The sequence below is a fragment of the Dyella ginsengisoli LA-4 genome, assembly GCF_000334915.1.
GTDB lineage: Bacteria > Pseudomonadota > Gammaproteobacteria > Xanthomonadales > Rhodanobacteraceae > Dyella_A > Dyella_A ginsengisoli_A.
This window is the reverse complement of the sequence record NZ_AMSF01000055.1, coordinates 40,262-60,858: the sequence shown is the minus strand read 5'-3', so window position 1 is coordinate 60,858 and position 20,597 is coordinate 40,262. Positions and strand designations below refer to the sequence as shown.

The 20,597-nt window shown below is 63.7% G+C and carries 4 protein-coding genes and 1 tRNA gene; all 5 read left to right on the top strand.

Annotated elements, in window-relative coordinates:
• Positions 1-212: 212 nt before the first annotated feature.
• Entirely contained in the window at positions 213-3,467 is a 3,255-nt protein-coding gene (locus tag C693_RS0112685; RefSeq protein WP_017462655.1) for a TonB-dependent receptor, read from the top strand.
• 150 nt (positions 3,468-3,617) lie between these two features.
• Positions 3,618-5,018, top strand: coding sequence for a nucleotide 5'-monophosphate nucleosidase PpnN (gene ppnN / locus C693_RS0112680; protein WP_017462654.1), 1,401 nt, complete (start codon positions 3,618-3,620; stop codon positions 5,016-5,018).
• A 63-nt stretch (positions 5,019-5,081) separates the two neighbouring features.
• Positions 5,082-5,158: transfer RNA gene (locus C693_RS0112675), tRNA-Asn, on the top strand.
• Between the two features lie 245 nt (positions 5,159-5,403).
• Positions 5,404-20,271, top strand: coding sequence for a putative Ig domain-containing protein (locus tag C693_RS0112670; RefSeq protein ID WP_017462653.1), 14,868 nt, complete (start codon positions 5,404-5,406; stop codon positions 20,269-20,271).
• Complete coding sequence (locus C693_RS23770; protein ID WP_157798628.1) at positions 20,268-20,528, top strand: hypothetical protein; 261 nt, start codon at positions 20,268-20,270, stop codon at positions 20,526-20,528. Before C693_RS0112670 ends, C693_RS23770 begins: the two co-directional genes overlap by 4 nt.
• The last annotated feature ends 69 nt before the right edge of the window (positions 20,529-20,597 follow it).

Sequence of the window (20,597 nt, the reverse complement as noted above, 5' to 3'; positions counted from 1 at the left end):
AACCGTTACAAATCTGTCATACACTGTCGTTAAAGTCGGTTTAACAATCAGTTGGCGGTTGTCGCTGCGCCGCCGCAGACCGAACTAGCCAACAAGCTTCAAAAAAAACCGGGGAAAACACGTCCGTCTGGAAAGCCTGGCCTTGGCCGGGCCCACGTACGTTCTTGCTTTCACTGCCGATTTCCGTTGCGAACTCAAGGGTCGATACCGTAATGAACAATCGAATCCGCACCAAGCTCCTGCCGCTGGCGATCGCCAGCCTGCTGGTCTCTGCGCCGGCATTCGCGCAGAACGTGACCTCCGCCGCCGTGTCCGGCCGCGTCGTCGATGCCAATGGCCAGCCGGTCGCCGGCGCGACCGTGCAGATCGTGCACGAGCCCTCGGGCACCACCAAGGTGGTCACCACCGATGCCGACGGTCGCTACGCTGCGCAGGGCCTGCGCGTGGGTGGTCCGTTCGACATCACCGCCAGCAAGCAGGGCATGGCCAGCGCCCAGCAGGACAACGTCTACCTGCAGCTCGGCCAGGCCTCCGCGATCAACCTGCAGATCGCCGGTGCATCGCAGGCGAAGGATCTCGGCGCGGTGACGGTGTCCGCCTCGGCGCTGGCCCAGACCTTCTCGCCCGACAACAAGGGCCTGTCGACCAACGTGTCGCAGCGCCAGCTCGACACCACGCCGCAGGGCAACCGTTCGATCGACGACATTGCGCGTCTCGATCCTCGCATCAACGTGACCGACCAGGGCGACGGTTCGATCTCGATGGCCGGCCTGCCGAACCGCTACAACAACATCAGCGTGGACGGCATCTCCCAGGGCGACCCGTTCGGCCTGAACGCCAACGGCCTGCCGTACCAGGGCTCGCCGATCTCGGTCGACACCATCGCCGAGTACAACATCTCCACCGCCAATTTCGATGTCGCCTCCGACGCCGTGGGCGCCGACATCAACGCGGTGACCAAGTCGGGCACCAACCAGTTCCACGGTTCGGTGTACTACGCCTACCGCAACGCCAGCAGCATGGTCGGCAACGCCGGCTGGCTGGGTTCGTCCGACCCGGGCTACGGCTACACCGGCTACAAGCGTGACTGGACCGGCGGCTTCACCGTCGGCGGCCCGATCATCAAGGACAAGCTGTTCTTCTTCGTGTCGGCCGAGCAGGAAAAGACCACCGGCATCGGCGCCGACTCGGCCAATGGCCTGGATTCCTCGCTGGGGAGCGGCGCATCGACCTCGAACAAGATCTCCCCGGGGGATCTGCAGAAGGTGATCGACACCGCCAAGGCGCTGGGTCTGAACCCGGGTTCCTTCGGCTCCGGCGGCTCCGAGCTCAATGACAAGCGCTACCTCGCCAAGATCGACTGGAACATCACGGACAACCACCGTGCCAGCCTGACCTACCAGCGCACCAAGGAAAGCCAGCCGATCATCCAGGGCAACAGCTCCAGCAACATCGGTCTGAGCAGCTACTGGTACACCAAGAACAGCCTGACCGAGAACACCGCGCTGCAGCTGTTCGACGACTGGTCCGACAACTTCTCCACCGAAGCGAAGATCAGCTACCAGAAGTTCACCCAGAACCGCGCCGGCTTCGCCGACCAGCCGCAGGTGCAGGTCTACCTGAGCGACACCGGCAAGGGTCCGGCGGTCTATCTGGGTGAGGACCAGTACAGCCACTACAACGCGATCCAGACCAAGAAGTGGTCGCTGTTCCTGGCCGGTACCTACTACCTGGGCGACCACACCATCAAGGGTGGTATCGACTACCAGCGCAACGACATCTACAACCTGTTCGGCCGTACCGAGTTCGGCTCCTACACGTTCTATGGCCTGGACAACTTCCAGAACGCGGCCTACAACTCGTACTTCCTGTATCAGCCCGCTGCTGGCTACACGCTTGGCGACGTGGCGGCGAAGTGGGTGTACAGCCAGTACAGCCCGTTCCTGCAGGACACCTGGCAGGTCAACAACAACCTGTCGGTGACCTACGGCGTGCGCGTCGACATCCCGCACTCCGACCATCCGCCGCTGTACAACGCCGCGTTCGAGCAGGCGTTCGGCTACCCGAACAATTCCACGCTGGGTTCGAAGAACCGCGTGGTCGAGCCGCGCTTCTCGTTCAACTACAACTTCGACACCGAGCGCATGCTGCAGCTGCGCGGCGGCTTCGGTCTGTTCCAGACCTTCCCGCCGACGGTGTGGATGACCAACCCGTATCAGAACAACGGTCTGACGGTGGCGAGCTATTCTTCGTTCGACCCGACGGCGACCCCGTTCAGTCCGGATCCGCACAACCAGAATCTTCCCGCCGGCAATGGCAGCGTGAGTGGCGTGGTCGACACCATCGATCCGAACTTCAAGCTTCCGACCGTGTGGAAGACCACCCTGGCGCTGGACAGCGAACTGCCGTGGTGGGGGCTGATCGGCTCGGTCGAGCTGCAGCACATCCAGACGCGTGACGGCATCCTCTACCAGGCGCTGAACATCGGCGCACCGACGTCCGATGCCAACGGCAATCCGATCCTGCTGCCGGACGGCCGCCTGCAGTACTGGAAGACCCCGGGCGAAACCTCGAGCAAGGATGCCAACGCCTATCGCAACTATGCTTTCGACAAGTACTCGACCCTGCTGACCAACACCCACAAGGGCAAGTCGGACAGCCTGACGCTGGCGCTGTCCAAGCCGTTCTCCGAAAGCTGGTTCGGCAACGTCAGCTTCACGCTCAGCCATGCCACCGAAGTGAATCCGGGCAACAGCTCGCAGGCGTCGTCGGGCTACAAGTACGTGGTGCGCACCAACGCCAACGAAGTGGTGGCCGGTACCGCCGACCGCGACATCCCGAAGGCGCTCAAGGCCTCGCTCACCTGGCAGCATGCGTTCTTCGGCGACTACAAGACCAGCGTCTCGGCGTTCTACAACGGTCACTCCGGCCTGCCGTACAGCTGGATCTTCTCCGGTGACGTGAACGGTGATGGCATCACCTACGAGGATCCGGCCTACATCCCGACCCTCAGCGATCCGCGTGTGAGCTACGGCAATGCCAGCCCCGAGCTGATCCAGCAGTTCCAGGACTACATCAGCCACGACAAGTACCTGAGCAAGCATCGCGGCCAGATCGCCGCTCGCAACGGTGCGCGCCTGCCGTGGGTGAATGAGCTCGACATGAGCTTCCAGCAGGAGATCCCGGGCCTGTTCAAGGGCAACAAGGGCATCGTCCGTCTGGACGTGTACAACTTCCTGAACATGCTGGACAAGAACTGGGGCCAGACCCAGACCATCCAGTACTTCACCCGCACGCTGGCCGGCTACGACGGCGTGAATGCCCAGGGCCAGTACGTCTACTACCTGCCGACCGACAAGAACGGCAACTACCAGCCGCAGCAGCGGAGCGTCTACGACGGCGGCTCCAACCCGACTCGCGTGGTGTCGCGCTGGTCGGCGATGCTGACCCTGAAGTACACGTTCTAACCGGCCCTTCGGGGTTGTTCCAAGAGCCGGCGCCCGCAAGGGCGCCGGTTTTTTATTGCCTTGACCGCGTCATGCGCCCGCGGGATGCTTGGCGGTCCGCCACGGTGCTGCATGAGGCAGCGGAACCGTCAGCGGCAGGAGATTTTCCGGATGAACGATATTCACGCCGGCACCACCGGCAGGCCTGCCACCGTCAGCGCGCGCATCTCGCCTGCCGGCGGGCTGGACATCCTTTCCCGCAACGAGGTCGCCCGTCTGAGGGACGCCAGTGGCTCGGGCATGCATGCGCTGCTGCGCCGCTGCGCGCTCGCCGTGCTGACCTCGGGCAGCATGAGCGACGATCCCCGTTCGATGTTCGAGCTGTACCCGGATTTCGACATCCAGGTGCTGCAGCAGGATCGCGGCATCAAGATCGAGCTCACCCACGCACCGGCCCAGGCCTTCGTGGACGGCCAGATCATCCGCGGCATCAACGAGCTGCTGGTGGCCGTGGTGCGCGACATCGTCTATGTGTCGACCCAGCTCGAGCAGGGCGGTTTCGATCTCGATGACACCGTGGGCATCACCCACGCGGTGTTCGAGATCCTGCGCAACGCGCGCACGCTCAAGCCGCAGATCGACCCGAACCTGGTGGTCTGCTGGGGCGGTCATTCGATCTCGCGCGACGAGTACGAATACACCAAGCAGGTGGGCTACCAGCTCGGCCTGCGCGGCATGGACATCTGCACCGGCTGCGGCCCGGGCGCGATGAAGGGGCCGATGAAGGGCGCCACCATCGCCCACGCCAAGCAGCGTCGGCGCAACAACCGCTACATCGGCATCACCGAGCCGGGCATCATCGCAGCCGAGTCGCCGAACCCGATCGTCAACCAGCTGGTGATCATGCCGGATATCGAGAAGCGCCTGGAGGCGTTCGTCCGCACCGGTCACGGCATCATCGTGTTCCCGGGCGGCGTCGGCACGGCGGAGGAGATCCTCTATCTGCTGGGGATTCTGTTGCACCCTGAAAACGCCGGCGTGCCGTTCCCGCTGATCTTCACCGGTCCGCGCAAGTCGGCGGCCTACTTCGAGCAGATCGACCGGTTCCTGCGCCTCACCCTCGGCGACGAAGTGGCCCAGCACTACCAGATCGTGGTGGACGACCCGGCCGCCGTGGCGCGGGCGATGGTCAAGGGTGTGGACAAGGTGCGCAATTACCGTCTGGACAACAAGGATGCGTTCTTCTTCAACTGGGCGCTGCATATCCCGTTCGCGTTCCAGGTGCCGTTCCGCCCCACTCACGATGCGATGCGTTCGCTGGCGATCCATCGCGACCGTCCGCGGCACGAGCTGGCGGCAGACCTTCGTCGGGCCTTCTCGGGCATCGTGGCCGGCAACGTGAAGGAGGAGGGCGTGCGCGCAATCGAGCAGCACGGTCCGTTCGACATCGACGGCGAGCCGGACATCATGCGTTCGCTTGACCAGTTGCTGCAGGCCTTCGTGTCCCAGCACCGGATGAAGCTGCCGGGGGGTACCGCTTACGAGCCCTGTTATCGGGTGCGATCGGCCTGAGGTTCGGGTGGTGCCGCGATCTCTTGACAGGGTCTCCATACCTCGACAAACTATCGAGCTCACGCCCGAATAGCTCAGCTGGTTAGAGCACTTGACTGTTAATCAGGGGGTCGTTGGTTCGAGTCCAACTTCGGGCGCCAAACTTTTCAAGGCCTTGCAGCGATGCAGGGCCTTTTCTTTTGGGCCACGTGTAAATTCTTGTGTAAAAAGACGCTCCACGTCGACGCTGGAGGCTGATGCTGCGGCTTCGGCGCAGTTCTTGCGCATGCTCCATGACTTGCGGGGCGGTAGCGCCCCCTAAACTTTCGTTTCCCCCGCTGGATAAGTGCTTGGAGGAGCCCGGTCGCCGACCGGGCCGCAAGCGATCCGGACAAGGGGAAGCGCCATGGTGGCAGTGATTTCGGGCAACGGTCTTGGCCTGCTGGGGACGTCGGCCGCGGCGTTGGGGCTGGGGAGCCAGGGCGGGCTGGGTCAGAGCGGGGCGAGCCAGTACGTCAATGTCGCCACCGGCAACCTGGTGCTGCAGCAGCGCGACGAGCAACTGGTCGCCCAAGGCCTGCTGGCTGGCCTGACCCGGACCTACAACAGCCTCGGCAGCACCGGCGACGTCGGGGCTGGCGCCTGGCTGCTGGGCCTGGACCGTCGGCTGGGCGCCCTGTCCGGCACCCTCAACACCGCCGGCAGCACGATCACCCGGGACGGGGGTGACGGTGAAGAGGAGGTCTTCACCTACGACACGACGCGCGGTCTGTACGTGGGCACGACCCAGAGCGGCGCCGAGGACACCCTGGCCTGTTCGGCCGGCGATGGCACGTGGACCTACACCGGTGGTGGCGACCGGATGCAGGAGACCTACAGCGGCGCCGGCGTGCTGACCGACCTGACCGACAGTAAGAGCGGCGCGCACTACCACTTGAGCTACGACGCCACCACGCAGGCCCTGGTGAGCGTGACGGCCGATGACGGCGAAGCCCTGTTGCTGGGCTACACGAACGGCCAGATCAGCAGTCTGTCCAGCCTGGAGGTGCCGCCGGGTGGCGGCACCGCAGTGACGGTCAGTCGCGTCAGCTACGTCTACGACAGCCTGGGCCGCCTGTCGACGGTGACCACAGACCTGACCCCGGACAACACCGCCGACGCCAGCACGTTCAGCACCACCTACACCTACGACGGCGACAGCCTGCGGGTGGCCTCGCTGACGCAGAGCGATGGCGTGACGGTGGGTTATACCTTTGCGCAGGACAGCCAAGGCAACTACCGGGTCGCCTCGGTGACCACCGGCAGCGGCGCTGACGCACAGACGCTGAGCTTCAGCTACGACCTGACCAACCTGGCCACCACGGTGACCGACGCCAGCGGCCGGGCCTGGACCTACGGCTACGATGCCGCCGGCAACCTCACCTCGGTGACCTCGCCGGCGGTGAACGGCCAGCGCCAGGTCACCAGCTACACCTACACCTCGGATGGTCACCTGGCCTCGACCACCGACGCGCTGGGCAACACCACGATCTACCGCTACGACGACCGCGGCAATCGGATCCTGGAGCGCGACGCGGCCGGCAATACGGTCACCTCCACCTACAGTGCCGACGACCAGCTGCTGACCCGCACGGTGTACCGCACGCCGGACCCCGACGGTACCGATGCCGCGGATGCCGGCGCGCCGGCCGATCCGTCGACGACGCGTTACGTGTACGACAGCCAGGACCGGCTGCGCTTCGTGATCGACGCCGACGGCAACGTCAGCGAGACCCAGTACAACGCGCAAGGGCAGGTCAGCCTGACCCGCGGCTTTGCCGCAGCGGCCTACGACGTCAGCGGCCTGGCAGTGGATGCGGCGCCGGACCTGGCGACGATGACGACCTGGGCGGCGGCGCAGGACCTCACCCAGACTACCCGCACCGATTACGCCTACGATGCGATCACCGGACGCCTGACCCAACACATCGCGTGGGACCAGGTCGACACCTCCGGCAACGGCGTGGCCGATGCCGGCGAGTCGATCACCCGCTACAGCTACGACGGCCAGGGCCTGCTGCGCCAGCAGATCACGGTGCGCGGCAGCGATCGCACGACGCTGGAGAGTGTGTCCTACGCCTATGACGGCCTGGGCCGGCTGCAGAGCCGGACGGACGACGTCAACCAGGCGGTGACCAGCTACAGCTACCAGGACGGGCAGGGCACGGTGGCGGTGAGCTACGCCAACGGCCGGGTGCATACCGAGGTGCGCAACAGCGCCGGCGAGCTGGTGACGGTGACCGAGTCGGCCACCGGCGAGACCACGCGGACGACCCAGTACGTCTATGACGCCGACGGTCAGCTGCGTGCCGTGCAGGACGTCGGCGGCGGCATCAGCTACACCTTCTACGATGCGGCCGGGCGGGTCGCCGGCACGGTGGACGACACCGGCGCCGTCACCCGCCTGATGCGCGATGCCGACGGCGCAGTGGTGGAGACGGTGCAGTACGCCACGCGGGTGGATACCACCGGCTGGCTGAGCAACGGCGCGGTGGGGCCGAGCGATCTGGCCAGCATCCTGCCGACGGCCAGTGCCGATGATCGGACCACGCTGAGCCTGCACGATGCGGCCGGGCAGCACGTAGCCGACGTCGATGCGCTGGGTAATGTCACGGTGTATGGCTACGACGGCGCGGGCAACCGGGTATCGAGCACCGCCTATGCGACGCCCTTGTCGGCAGCTCAGCTCAGCGCACTGCAGGGCACCCCCGCGCTGGCGACCTTGCTCGCCGACCTCAGCACCATCGCCAGCCCCCAGGATCGGACGAGCTACGTCCTGTACGACCTGGCCAACCGGCCGGTGGCGACGCTGGATGCCCAGGGATACGTCACCACGACCGCCTACGACGCGGCTGGTCGGGTCGTGAAGACAGTAGCCTATGCGACGGCGCTGACGTCGGCCCAGCTCAGTGCACTGGGTCATCCCCCCTCGCTGACGGCGCTGCTGGCGGATGTGGTCACCAGCACGGACGATCAGGTCACCCGGTCCTACTACGACAACCGGGGTGATCTCGTCGCCCAGGTGGATGCGGACGGTTACCTGACCACCACCACCTACGACGAGGCGAGCGATAGCACGACTACTGCGCGCTACAGCCAGGCGCTGTCGGTGAGCCAGCTGGGTGCGCTGACCGGGCAGGAGTCGGTCGCCACGCTGGTGGGGGAGGTGAACGGCAGTGCGGTCCAGACGGCGGTGACGCAGTACGACGCCGAAGGGCGGGTGCACCAGGTCACGGCGGCGGACGGCACGGTCACCGTCTACGGTTACGACAGCGTCGGCCACCTGCAGAGCACCACCACCACGCCACCCAACGGCGGCCAGGTGCGCACCAGTGGTGCGACCTACGACGCCTTCGGCGACGTGGCCACCGCGACCGACGGGGCAGGGGCCGCCACGACATACCAGTACAACGCCCGCGGCCAGGAGACGCTCCGGACCGACGCGCTGGGCAACACCGTGTGGTCGTACTACGACGCCGCCGGACGCCTGGCCTACCGCGTGGTGGGCCAGCCCAACGGCAGCACGCTCAATGCCTGGGGCGAAGTCACCGCGTACACCTACAACGCCTTCGGCCAGGTGGCCACGAGCCGGCAGCTGGCCGGCCGGGTCACGCTGACGACCGGCAGCAGCAGCGGCAGCACCGTCAACCCCGACACCGCTGCGCTGGCGGATCTAGCGGCCGCCTCCGCCGCCCTGGCCAACCCGGCCCAGGATGCGATCCAGACCTACCAGTACACCCTGGATGGCCAGGTGGCCAGCGTGCTGGACGGCAACGGCTATCAGGTCGCCTATAGCTACGATGCGTTTGGCGAGGTGGTGCAGCAACAGCGCCAGCTGAGTCAGCCAGGCCAGGCGCTGAGCGCCGGCAACAGCACGACCACCACGTATAGCTACGACCTGCGCGGCGAGCGTACGGGCGAGACCGACGATGTCGGCGGGCTCAACCGCACGACCGCGGTGACCTACGACGCCTTCGGGCGGGTCACCAGCCGCACCGACGCGCGCAACAGCACCACCAGCTATACCTACGATGCGCTCGGTCGCCAGGTGACCCAGAGCCAGACGGTGCAGGGGGCGGTCCGCACCACCCAGACCAGCTACGACGCCTATGGTCGTGTGGTCACGCAGACCGATGCGATGGGGCAGGTGACCTCGTACCAGTACCCGGATCTGCATACCACCAAGATCACCACCCCGGACAACGTGGTGGTCACCAGGGTCACCGATGCCTACGGCGATACGCTGTCGGTCACCGACGGCGCCGGCGACGTCACCCACTACACCTACGATGGCGATGGCCGCCTCTTGCACGTCACCGACGCGCTGGGCCAGACCCCGCCCGACAACGTCTACGACGCCGACGGTCATCTGCTCAAGACCACCGACACCACGGGGCACGTGGTGACGTACAGCTACGACGCCAGCGGCCGGGTGCTGACCCGCACGGTGGATCCCAGCGGGCTGAACCGGGTCACCACCTACACCTACGACGGCCGCGGTCAGACGCTGAGCGTGACCGACCCGCGTGGGGTGGTGACCACGTACGCCTACGACGCCGGCGGCAATGTGCTGACGATGGTGGAGGACGCCGGGGACACCACCCACCTGAACCTCACCACCACCTACACCTGGGATGGCGCCGGCCAGCAGCTCTCGGTGACCGAAGGTGCCGGCACGACTGCGGCGCGGACCACGCAGTACATCTACGACCACCTGGGCCGGCGCATCCGCACGGTGGTGGACCCGGGCAGTGGTCACCTGAACCTGACCACGGCCTATGCCTACGACGGCAACGGCAACCTGGTCACGGTGACCGATCCCAACGGGAACGTCACGCGCAACGTCTACGACGAAGCGAACGAGCGGGTCTACACGATCGATCCGTCCGGCGCCGTGGTGCAGGCCTTTTACGATGCCGACGGGCGGGTGACGGCGACGCGCACCTACGCCACGCCGATCAGCCTGAGCAACCTCAGCACGGCGCCGGCCCTGGCCGACGTCGCGAGCCGGGTGGTGGCCGATGCCACCATCGACCAGCGTCGCTACACGGTGTACGACGCGGCCGGTCGCGTGCACTACACGGTTGATCCGCTGGGCTACATCACCGAGCAGCGCTACGACGCCGCAGGACGGCCCTCGGAGACGCTCACCTACGCCCACGCGGTGAGCAACCAGGCGTTCAACAACGCGAACCTGTTCCCGGCGATGGTGGCCGGTACAGCCGACAGCAGCATGGCGGCACTGATCAGTGCGGCCGGCAACACCGACGCCAATGCCGAGGTGACGCTGAAGCTGTACGACGCGGACGGCGAGGTCCGCTTCGTGGTGCAGCAGAACACCGTCAACGGGCAGCTGGTGGCACAGGTCAGCGAGCGTCGTTACGACGCGGCCGGCCGGGTACTGAGCGACATCGCCTACGGCACCATGATCCCGCTGAGCAGTGGTAGCGCGCTCAGCGCCCAGCTGTCCACCGATAGCGTGGCGCAGACCCTGGCCAGCAGCACCAATTACCAGCAGACCCGCTACGTATACGATGCGGCCGGTCGCCTGCGCTACACCATCGACGCCGGCCGCTTCGTTACCGAGCAGCAGTACGATGCCGACGGCCAGCTCACCAAGACCCTGACGTACCTCAACGCGATTACCGTGCCGGGCACGCTGACCGAGGCCAGTGTGGCCAGCGCGGTCAGTGCGACCAACGCCGCCGCCAGCACCCGCTTCACCCAGAACGTCTACGACCTGGCCGGTCGCCTGACCCACGTGGTCGATGCCCTGGGCACGAAGGCGTCCTATACCTACGACGCCACCGGCCTGAAGCTCACCGAGACCAACCGCGACGGCGCGGTGTGGACCTACCAGTACGACGCGGCCGGTCGCCAGACCGTGCAGAAGAGCCCCGTGGTGACGGTGGCAACCTACACCAGCGGCAACACGCTGAGTACGGCCAGCGCACCGATAACTACCGTGCTGGAGTACGACGCCAACGGCAATGTCACGAAGCGCACCGACGGCTACAACACCGCCGCGGCGCGCACCATCACCTACACCTACGACAGCCGCAACCATCAGATCGCCACGACGTATCCGGATGCCGGTTATGTCGACAACAGCGGTGTGTTCCGTACCCCGGGTACCGGCACTACGACCGCCACGGTGACCTACGACGCGCTGGGCCACGCGGTGGTCAGCAAGGACGTGCGCGGCCACTACGCTTACAAGGCCTACAACCTCGACGGCGAGCCGGCCTATGACGTGGATGCCAACGGCTACGTCACCGCCTATAGCTACGATGCCTACGGCAACCAGACTGGGGTGACCCGCTATGCCACGGCGCTGAGCGGCACGCTCATGACCGCCGGCCAGCCGTTGAGCGTCGCGCAGATCGCCGGAGCGCTGACCGCGTCGGGCAGCGATCGCACGATCACTACTACCTACGACCAGGCCAACCGCAAGACCAGCGTGGTGCAGTCGGCCATCACCTACGTGCTGGCGATGGGCAACAACGCCGGGCAGGGCGCGACGGGCTCGCCGACCACGACGTATGCCTACGACGCGTACGGCAACGTGCTGAAGACGTCAGTGCTGATCCAGGGCGCCTATGGCACCGTCGGCCAATCCAATTACAGCGCCGAGGTCTGGGCGACCACCTACAGTTACTACAACGCCCTGAACGAGAAGGTGATGGACGTGGACCCGATGGGTTACGTCACCACCTGGGTCTACAACGGCGCCGGGCAGGTCACCTCGGCCACCGAATACGCCAATGCCATCGCCACCGGCAGCCTGACCACGACCACTCAACCGGGCCTGCCGGCGGCCGGCACGGTGGCCAGCGGCTACGACCGCACCACCACCATCAGCTACGACAGCATCGGCCGGAAGTCGCAGCAGGTACAGAGCGGCGAGTACAACAGCTACGTCAATAGCGCGGCCCAGATCGTTGCCGGTAGTACCACCACCAGCTTCGGCTACGACGGCGAAGACCGGGTCACCTCGCTGACCGTCAACGGCGCCAAGACCACCACCACCTACGATGCACTGGGCCGTGTACTCACCGTGACCGAGCCCAGCCGCTCGGTGCTGGTCAGCAACTGGCAAACCCTGTTGGCCGGCAACGCCAGCATCGATCTGTCCAGCGCCTCGCTCTATGTACAGGCCTCGCCGGTCACCACGATCACCTACGATGCTCTGGGCAATGCCGTGCGCACTGTGCGCTCCGGAACGGGGGCCACTGCTGAAACGACCTACGACCATTACGACGCGCTGGGTCGTCAGGTGACGGAATTTGATGCCAACGGGCATCCCACTTACAGCGCCTATGACCAGGCAGGCAATCTCACCAAGACCTGGTACACGCTCACCGGCAACAGCAGCTCCGTGGTTGTCACTACCACGGCCACCTACGACAACGTCAACCAGCGGCTGAGCACCGTGGCCACGCGGGCTGGCGTCAGCACGCCGGACAGCGCCCAGTACGTCAAGTACAACGCCTTCGGTGAGGTGGTGGCTCGCGGCGACGGGGTGGTCAATGCGTACAGCAGCGACGGTTATGAAGCGGTCTTCACGTACAACAACGCCGGTCAGCAAACCAGCGCCCCCGGCAGCAGTACCGGCGCCATCCACAGCTACGGCTACGATCTGGCCGGCCATCTCACTTTTGATGGAAGCATCGTCACCGGCAGCAGCAATACCACCTGGGTCCACAACTGGCTGGACCTCGATGGTCGCACCGTGCAGGTGCGCACCCCGGCCAACAACGCCGCCAGCGGTGTGGACGAAAGCACCCAGACAACCTTGAGCTACGACCGCTGGGGCCACGTACTGTCCCAGACTGACGCCCGCGGCTACACCACTACTTTCCTGTACGACTCCCAGAACCACATCATCAAGCAGACCGAGCCGCAGGTGCTCGTGGTGGGCGCCAACGGCACGCGTACGTGGCAGACGCCGGTCAAGCAGTGGTTCTACGACGTCAACGGTCGCCTGATGGGTGTGACCGACGAGAACAATCACTCAACATCAAACACCGATAACGCCGCCGGCCAGCTGATTCGGAGCGAGGATGCGCTCGGGGCAATGACCTACACGGCGTATGACGTCCTCGGCCGCGCCTTGGCGAAACAAACCCCTGCGGTAACCGTGGACCCGACCCATACGGTGAATGGGGCTCTCACGGCCGTGCATATCACCACAACGACCTACGACCTCGATGACCAGGTCACTGGGCAGGGGGATTACACGCTCGACACCAGCGGCAGCACACGCACAGCGCACACACTCCAGACTTTCACGCTGAACGAGAACGGCGACCGCCGCCAAGTCACCGATGCCCTCGGCAACTCGTCGTACTACGACTACGACAGCCAGGGGCGTGTACTCAAGAGCCAGACCGCCGTGCAACACGCCAATGGCGTGGCCGACACGAGGGCCTACGATGTCAATGGCAACAAGGTCAGCGAGACCGATGCCGATGGAAACACCCAGACCTGGGCCTATGACTATTTCGGTCGGGTGCGGGCGCATGCCGATCTCAGCGGCGCGAACTACACCTACACCTACGATGCGAACTCGGGTCTGCTGACCAAGCAGACCAGCACCTGGACGCCCAGTGGACAGACCAACCCCGGCTACGTCCCGGGGCTATGGGTCGGTAGCAGCAGCGAAGTCGACTACACCTACTACGCCGGCGGTCTGGTCCAGCAGAAAACCGAAAAGACGGGGAGTCAGACCTCGGCCTGGACGACCTACCAGTACGACGCTTCGGGCAACGCGACCGATGTCGTCACCGAGACGACTGATGGTGCCGGCCAGGCGGTCCACAACGAAACCGTCACCCGCTACGACAGCCATAACCGGCTGTCGGTGGTTACCAACCAGAATCCGGACACGGACGTAGGCTTGATGCGCACGGCCTACAACTACGACGCTGCCGGCAACCGTCGCGCCGTGTTCGTGCAGAGTGGATACGGCACCAATGCTTCGTCGATCAATACGGGGACCGGTACGCCCACCGTTTCGTCGATCCCCATACAAACCGTTCAGCCCGGGCAGGCCTGGAGCCTGGATGTCGCCAGCAGCTTCACGGATCCGCTCGCTTTTGGGCTGACTTTCACCGGCTCCAATTTGCCGTCGTGGTTGCATCTCAGCACCGATGGTGTGCTCAGCGGCAACGCCGCTGCGGCCGGAAGCTGGCCGATCACCATCACCGGCACCGACATCACGGGGGCCAGCGTCAGTGCGTCCTTCACCGTGACGGTACCGGTGGTGGCGCCCGTCTTCGGCGGAGGCGTGACCCCACCCCTCGGGCACGTCGGCACGGCCCTGAGCTTTACCGTCCCGGCAGCAACGGATGCCAACGGAGCCAGCATCACCTACAGCGCAAGCTACAACGGCGGTTCAGGCTGGGGAGCCTTGCCGAGCTGGCTTACGTTCAACGCTGGCACTCGGACCTTTACTGGTACGCCGCCCTTGGGCAGCCCTAACGACTATTCGCTGCAAGTGATTGCCACCGCGTCCAATGGCGCAACAGCCAGCGAACCATTCACACTGACCGTGGCTTCTATCCCACCTGTTTACAACGGCGGTGTCTCGGACCAGACCGGATTCAACGGCAGGCCCTTCAGCTACTCCATCCCAGCCAGTGCCTTCTCGGAGCCGGATGGCACCACACTCAGCTACACCGCGGGCAGCTACATCATGATCAACGGCAACGAGCAGCACTATGCGCTGCCGAGCTGGATGAGCTTCGATGCGGCGACGCACACCTTCAGCGGTACGGTGCCGAGCAGCGCCGTCGGTGAGCAAGACACGTTGTATGTCATGGTCACCAACTCGCGCGGTGCGATGGCCATGACGCATTTCAACGTCACGATCGCCCAGTACCAACAGCCCTTGCCGGTCTACAACGGGGGCTACACCAACCAGACCGGAATGATCGGTGGTAACGCGATCAATGTTGCTAAGCCCTCTGGAGCCTTTGTCGAGCCGGACGGGGGGGCTTTGACCTACTCGGGCATGGTGCTGATTCCTGAGCACACGGTGGAGCATTTCAATCCCAAGATCGACGATTACACCTACGTGACCATCGCGGCACAGTGGGTCGACATCGGCCAGGTTGGTCTTAGCGTCAATGCCACCACAGGTGCGATCACCGGGGTGCCGCAAGCACTGGTGTATACCGAATCGACGGCAGACGGGTCGGTTTATCGTGACAGCACCTACCAGTTGCAAGTCACGGCGACCAATGTGCAGGGCGGCGCCGCCTCTGCCGAATTCACTCTGACCAACTCCTATGCGCCGCTTGCGGTTCAGAACGCTATTGCCACCCCGGCAGCGATGAACCCCAATGCCGGTGCGATCCAGCTCGTTCAGGGCAATACCTTTAACGATCCCTACGGTACGGGGCTTACCTATACCGCCAGTGGGTTGCCCAGCGGCACGAGCTGGAGCGGTAGCTCGCTCACCATCGGCACGGTGGTCGCTGGAAGCTACACCATCACGATCACGGCCCGCGACGGATTGAGTCGCACGGTCAGCACCAATGTCACCATCGCGATCAACAATGTCGGACCAGTGTTCTCCGGCGGCGTGACCAACCAGAGTGGTGCGACCTCCATCGCCATGGCACCCTATCAAGCGCCGGCAGCAACGGACGCCAATGGCGATGCCGTCACCTACAGCGCAAGCGGCATGCCCTCGGGTGTGACCTTCAATGCGTCCACTCGTACCTTTAGCGGCACGCCAACTGCGGCCGGCACGTTCACCATCATTTACAAAGCAACGGATGCAAAGGGGGTGGTCACTAGCCTGAACTTCCAGATGGCGATTGTAGGTTCGCCCGCTGTTGCGAACCCGATTGCAACTCCTTCGGCGAAAAATCCTTATTCCGGCACCTTTACGGTTGTTCAGGGAAACACCTTTTCCGATCCATATGGTCACGGACTCAGCTACACGGCCTCGCTGTCGAACGGGGCCGCCCTGCCGAGCGGATTGACTTGGAGCGGAGGCTCAATGTCCGTCGGACAAGTATTGTCCGGAACCTACACGATTAGAGTGACGGCGAAGGATGCTCTCGGGAGGACCGTCTCGACCAACTTCAATCTCACGATCAGCAATATCGCTCCTGGTATTCCTCTCGGTGTCTCTGACCAAGGTGGCGTCGTCGGCACGGCATTCAGCTATCAGGCTCCTACCGGAGCAGACCAGAATGGAGAGGTGATCTCCTACAGCGCCTCCGGAATGCCTCCGGGCATTACTTTCAACGCATCAAATCGGGTATTCAGTGGTACGCCGACCACTGCCGGTACCTGGGCTGTCAGCTACAAACTTACCGATAGTGCCGGAGCCACCTCGACCTTCGTTTTCCACATCAAGATCAATCCGCCGGCTGCGCAGCCCCCTGTTTATAACGGCGGAATTCCCAACAGCGTCACGCTCACTCCCACTTATCCGGATTACGTTTTTCCATCTGGCGCGTTCACCAGCCCGACGGGCTCAGCCCTTACTTACTCGATATCCAACGCAGCTGGTGGATTTGTACCCGCCTGGCTCAGCTTCAATCCAGCCACACGCACTTTTACGTCGTCCAGCGGGCCGGCACTGGCGGTGACAATCATCCTCAAGGCAACCGACACCAATGGACTAAGTGTTACTAAGACCATCGGCTTCTCACGCCCGAGTGCTCCGCCAACTCCCCTGGGCTTTGCGAGCATAAGCCCGTCCACTTCACTGTACCCCGGAGGCACGGGATCGGGCCTAAGTACACTAGGGTCAGGAGCTACCGCTAATCTGCTGCCGATAGACGGTGGCGGCGGTACCGGCACCGGGGGAGGGGCGGGAGGCACCGGTGGCGGCGGTAGCTCAACACCCACGCCGAACATGCAGTCGTACTGGTTCACCTACGACGCCGACAATCGCGTCGATATCGACAACGGCGCACTGGTCAACGGCCAGATCGTGCTTAAGGAGGACTCCAGCTCCAGCGAGACGCTTTACGATAAAGCAGGCAACGCGGTCAACCACATCCTGGTCGACAGCACCGGGCAGTCCCAGTCACAGCTTGCTTATTACGACGAGCGCAACGAATTGGTGCGTTCCGACTATGCGTCCACTCAGGGCGGTGGCCGAGGTATCGAAGAAAGGCGCGTCTACGACGCGGCTGGCCACCTGGTGGCGAAGGAACAGTTCTATGCACCGGGTACGACTACGCGGGTCAACGGCGGCCTGATCAAGCTCGATCCGTATGCCGATGCCGTGGGCGACGGTAGCAACGACATCAGCGGCATGCTCGCCTCGGCCACCATCGACCACTACGACGCCGACGGACGTTTGCTGCAGGAGCAGGTGTTCGCCCATCCGGGCAACTGGCAGGGTGATGGCAAAACGGCTACGCCGCCGACGACGATGCCGGCCATCGACGCGACTAGCTGGGCCAGCATGGGCCTGCAGAACGAGGTCAGCTACAAGGTCTCCGGCGGTGCGGCAGGCAGTGGTTACGACGCAGTCGGCAACGTCACCGCCTACCAGTACTACGACGTCACTACCGGCCGTACGGACACCTATACGGTGCACTACCTGAAGAAGGACGGTTATCTCGAGCGGGCCACCTCCGGCAGTAGCAGCGACAGCAACTACGTACCGGCCACCGACACCAGCTACTACAACGACCTGGGCGAGCGCATCGCGATCGACCAGCACGTGCAGCTGAGCAGCGGCACCCTGGCCGACACGGTGCGTGCCTTCGCCTTCGATGGCAACGGGCAGATCCTGCAGCGCCGCGATGGCACAGTGTCCGGGAGCACGTTCACTCCTCAGGGCGGGGCTGGCACGCACCACTACGACTACGTCAACGGCCAGCAGGTGGCCAGCGTGGACGAAGGCGGTGGTATCGACGTGGTGAATGGCCTGACTGCCTTCACCAACACCGATGCCGGCACCTCCGGCTACGTGGTGCAGTTCAGCGACACGCTGATGAGCATCGCCCAGGCCGAGTACGGCGACGCGAGCCTGTGGTACGTGGTGGCACAGGCCAATGGCCTGAACAGCGATGCCGACCTGGTGGTGGGGCAGACGCTGACGATTCCGCAGGTGACCACAAGCGCGAACGCGGCGAACACGTTCAAGCCGTACAACCCGTCGCAGATTGCCGGTAGTACGACGCCGCCGAGTGTGTATGCGCCGCCGCCGCCGAAGCATCACTGCAATATGGTGGCGGCGATCATCGTGATTGCAGTGGCGGTGATCGTGTCGGCGGTGACCTATGGCGCGGCATCAGGCGCGATGGCAGCTTGGGCGTCCACAAGCTTGGGCGCTACAGTTGCGGCCGGAGCTGCCACCGGGGCTGCAGTGGCTGCGGCGGGTGATATCGCGACCCAGCTTACTGGTGACATTCTTGGTACTCACAGTGGTTTTTCTTTCAAGGAAGTATTCCAGCAGGCTTCCGCAGGTGCGATTACCGGGGCGGTCGGTGGGGCGCTGGGGGGGCTGGGTATGGGCGGGGCCACTGCCAACGCGATTGGCGGCGCCACCGGTTACCTTGCCCAGTACGAAACCCAGAAGCTCACCGGCGAAACGGCTCATTTCAGTTGGGCTGGCTTAGTGGCTACGACGGCTGGAGCGGTGGCTGGTGGAGAGGTCGGCTCGACCAATCAAGACATTCATGCCGGTCAGTTTGGTTCCAACTATTGGGGCAACTTGGGTGCCAGGGCGACGAGCGACATCGTCACCCGCGAGACAAGCGTTGCCTTGGGTGATCACCATGTGCAGGGTTGGCAGCAGATCAGCGAGGATGTATTCGGAAACGCGCTGGGAAGTACTGCGGTTGCAGGCATTAACGAGGTCGAGCTCAGGAGCGGCCAGAAGCAACTTGATCAGAACGTCCAGAATCTGATCAACAAGACCGGCGCTCGGGCGCAGGCGGACATCGATGCGCATTCCACAACGTCCTTGAACGCCCAGGTGCCCGCTTATTCGTTCGCCTATGGCAATTCGTCGGTCGGTGGACTTGACGGTGCTCAGGAAGCCGGTTGGGGTGCATACTCAGATCCGAACATGGACGTCCTTTCCACATATGCAGGCGACCCAAACGCCTATAGCAACGATCTCTCACTGATCGGTGCCGGCTATGGTGGTGCCAGTGCTTTCGGCCCCCCTGTCCTCGATGCCGGACCGCAGTCGCAACCTCCGATGCTTCCCATCAAGATACCCACCCTGACGGGCATGAGTGTTTCGGCGCCGGCTGCTGGTCTGCTATCCATGGACTACATGGATCCGTCAGCCTCGCGCGGTTTGGCTACCTACAATCTCACTCCGCCAACTGCTCCATATGCTGTGAACGATGCGCCGGTTCCGCTTGAGGAGGTGCGTCAATTCGAGAATAAGCAGGCCTATACGCTGCTGACGCTGCCCGCTAGAGCTGTTTGGGGGGCAATCAAGGGGACGGCCGATGGAATTTATCACTTGGCTGTTCGGGCCTCGCAAGCGCAGGCCGTATACCAACTTCAGATGGCGGAACAGTATCAGTCGTCCTCGGCCGACCTGCAGGAGCTTCATAACGCAGAAGCGCAGGCGTCGCATGAATTCGCCGCGCCACTTAAAGATCCGTTCGAGCTGTCGCCTATCGAGCGGGCCGGTAACTATGCGCTGATGGCTGCGAGCTTGGCCAAGGCTGGGCTTGAGCTTCCTGAGCTGCTGATGTCGGCCAAGGCTGGGTTGCAGGAGTTGGGGGTGTTCGCGAAGGCGGACTCTGGAGTATCTTTGGTTCCAGACAAAGTCATCATGCCCAGGATGAATCTGGCGGATGATTTCTCTACGAACACATATCCAAATGGGACGCGAGAGTACCTAATACACGATCCGTCGCCCGAAGGGTTTAGCCATGGGTTCCTGGGGCGCATAACTTCAGAAGATCGGATGACGTTCACGGTTCGCGCTGAGGGCGATCGAGCTCTGTTCGGCTCCGGTTCTGACATGTTCGATAGCTTCATGCTCCGCGCCAGGAACGACGGTGTACCGATCAGTTCGATTACTGGCGAATGGCACATCGGAACTGATAGCGTTAATGCCGCTCAATACCTCAATGGGGTTGAGGCGGGTCTAAGCCCGCGGCAGGCAGCTCTTTCCACTTGGACTGGTCGAATGGCAACAAGGCATGGCTATACCGATGTTTACGTTCCAGAAATTCAGGCAGGCGTCGTACGTCCAGTCTTTACGCCGACTTCGCAGGTGAAGCCATGAGCGACATTCGCCTGCTTCTGAAGTCTGGAGAGAAGCCGAGCTCGATTTTTCGGGGGTGGTTCGAGCAGGACATCGTTCGAACAAATCATGACATCGTCCGGCTTCTCTATATGGAATTGGATGATCTTTCAGAGTCAGCAATGCCGGCGATCATGGCTTGGAATCGCGGTGCAAGTCCGGAACGGGCGGGCGTTGGACTGACGGATGAGCGACTTGATGAGATTCTGAGACCACTGTTCGATGAGCTAAAGATTTAAGCAGTGAACGAAGCCGCCGAAAGGCGATTTCTCTTTATGTTCCAAACAAGGTACCACTCGGCTTCGGAA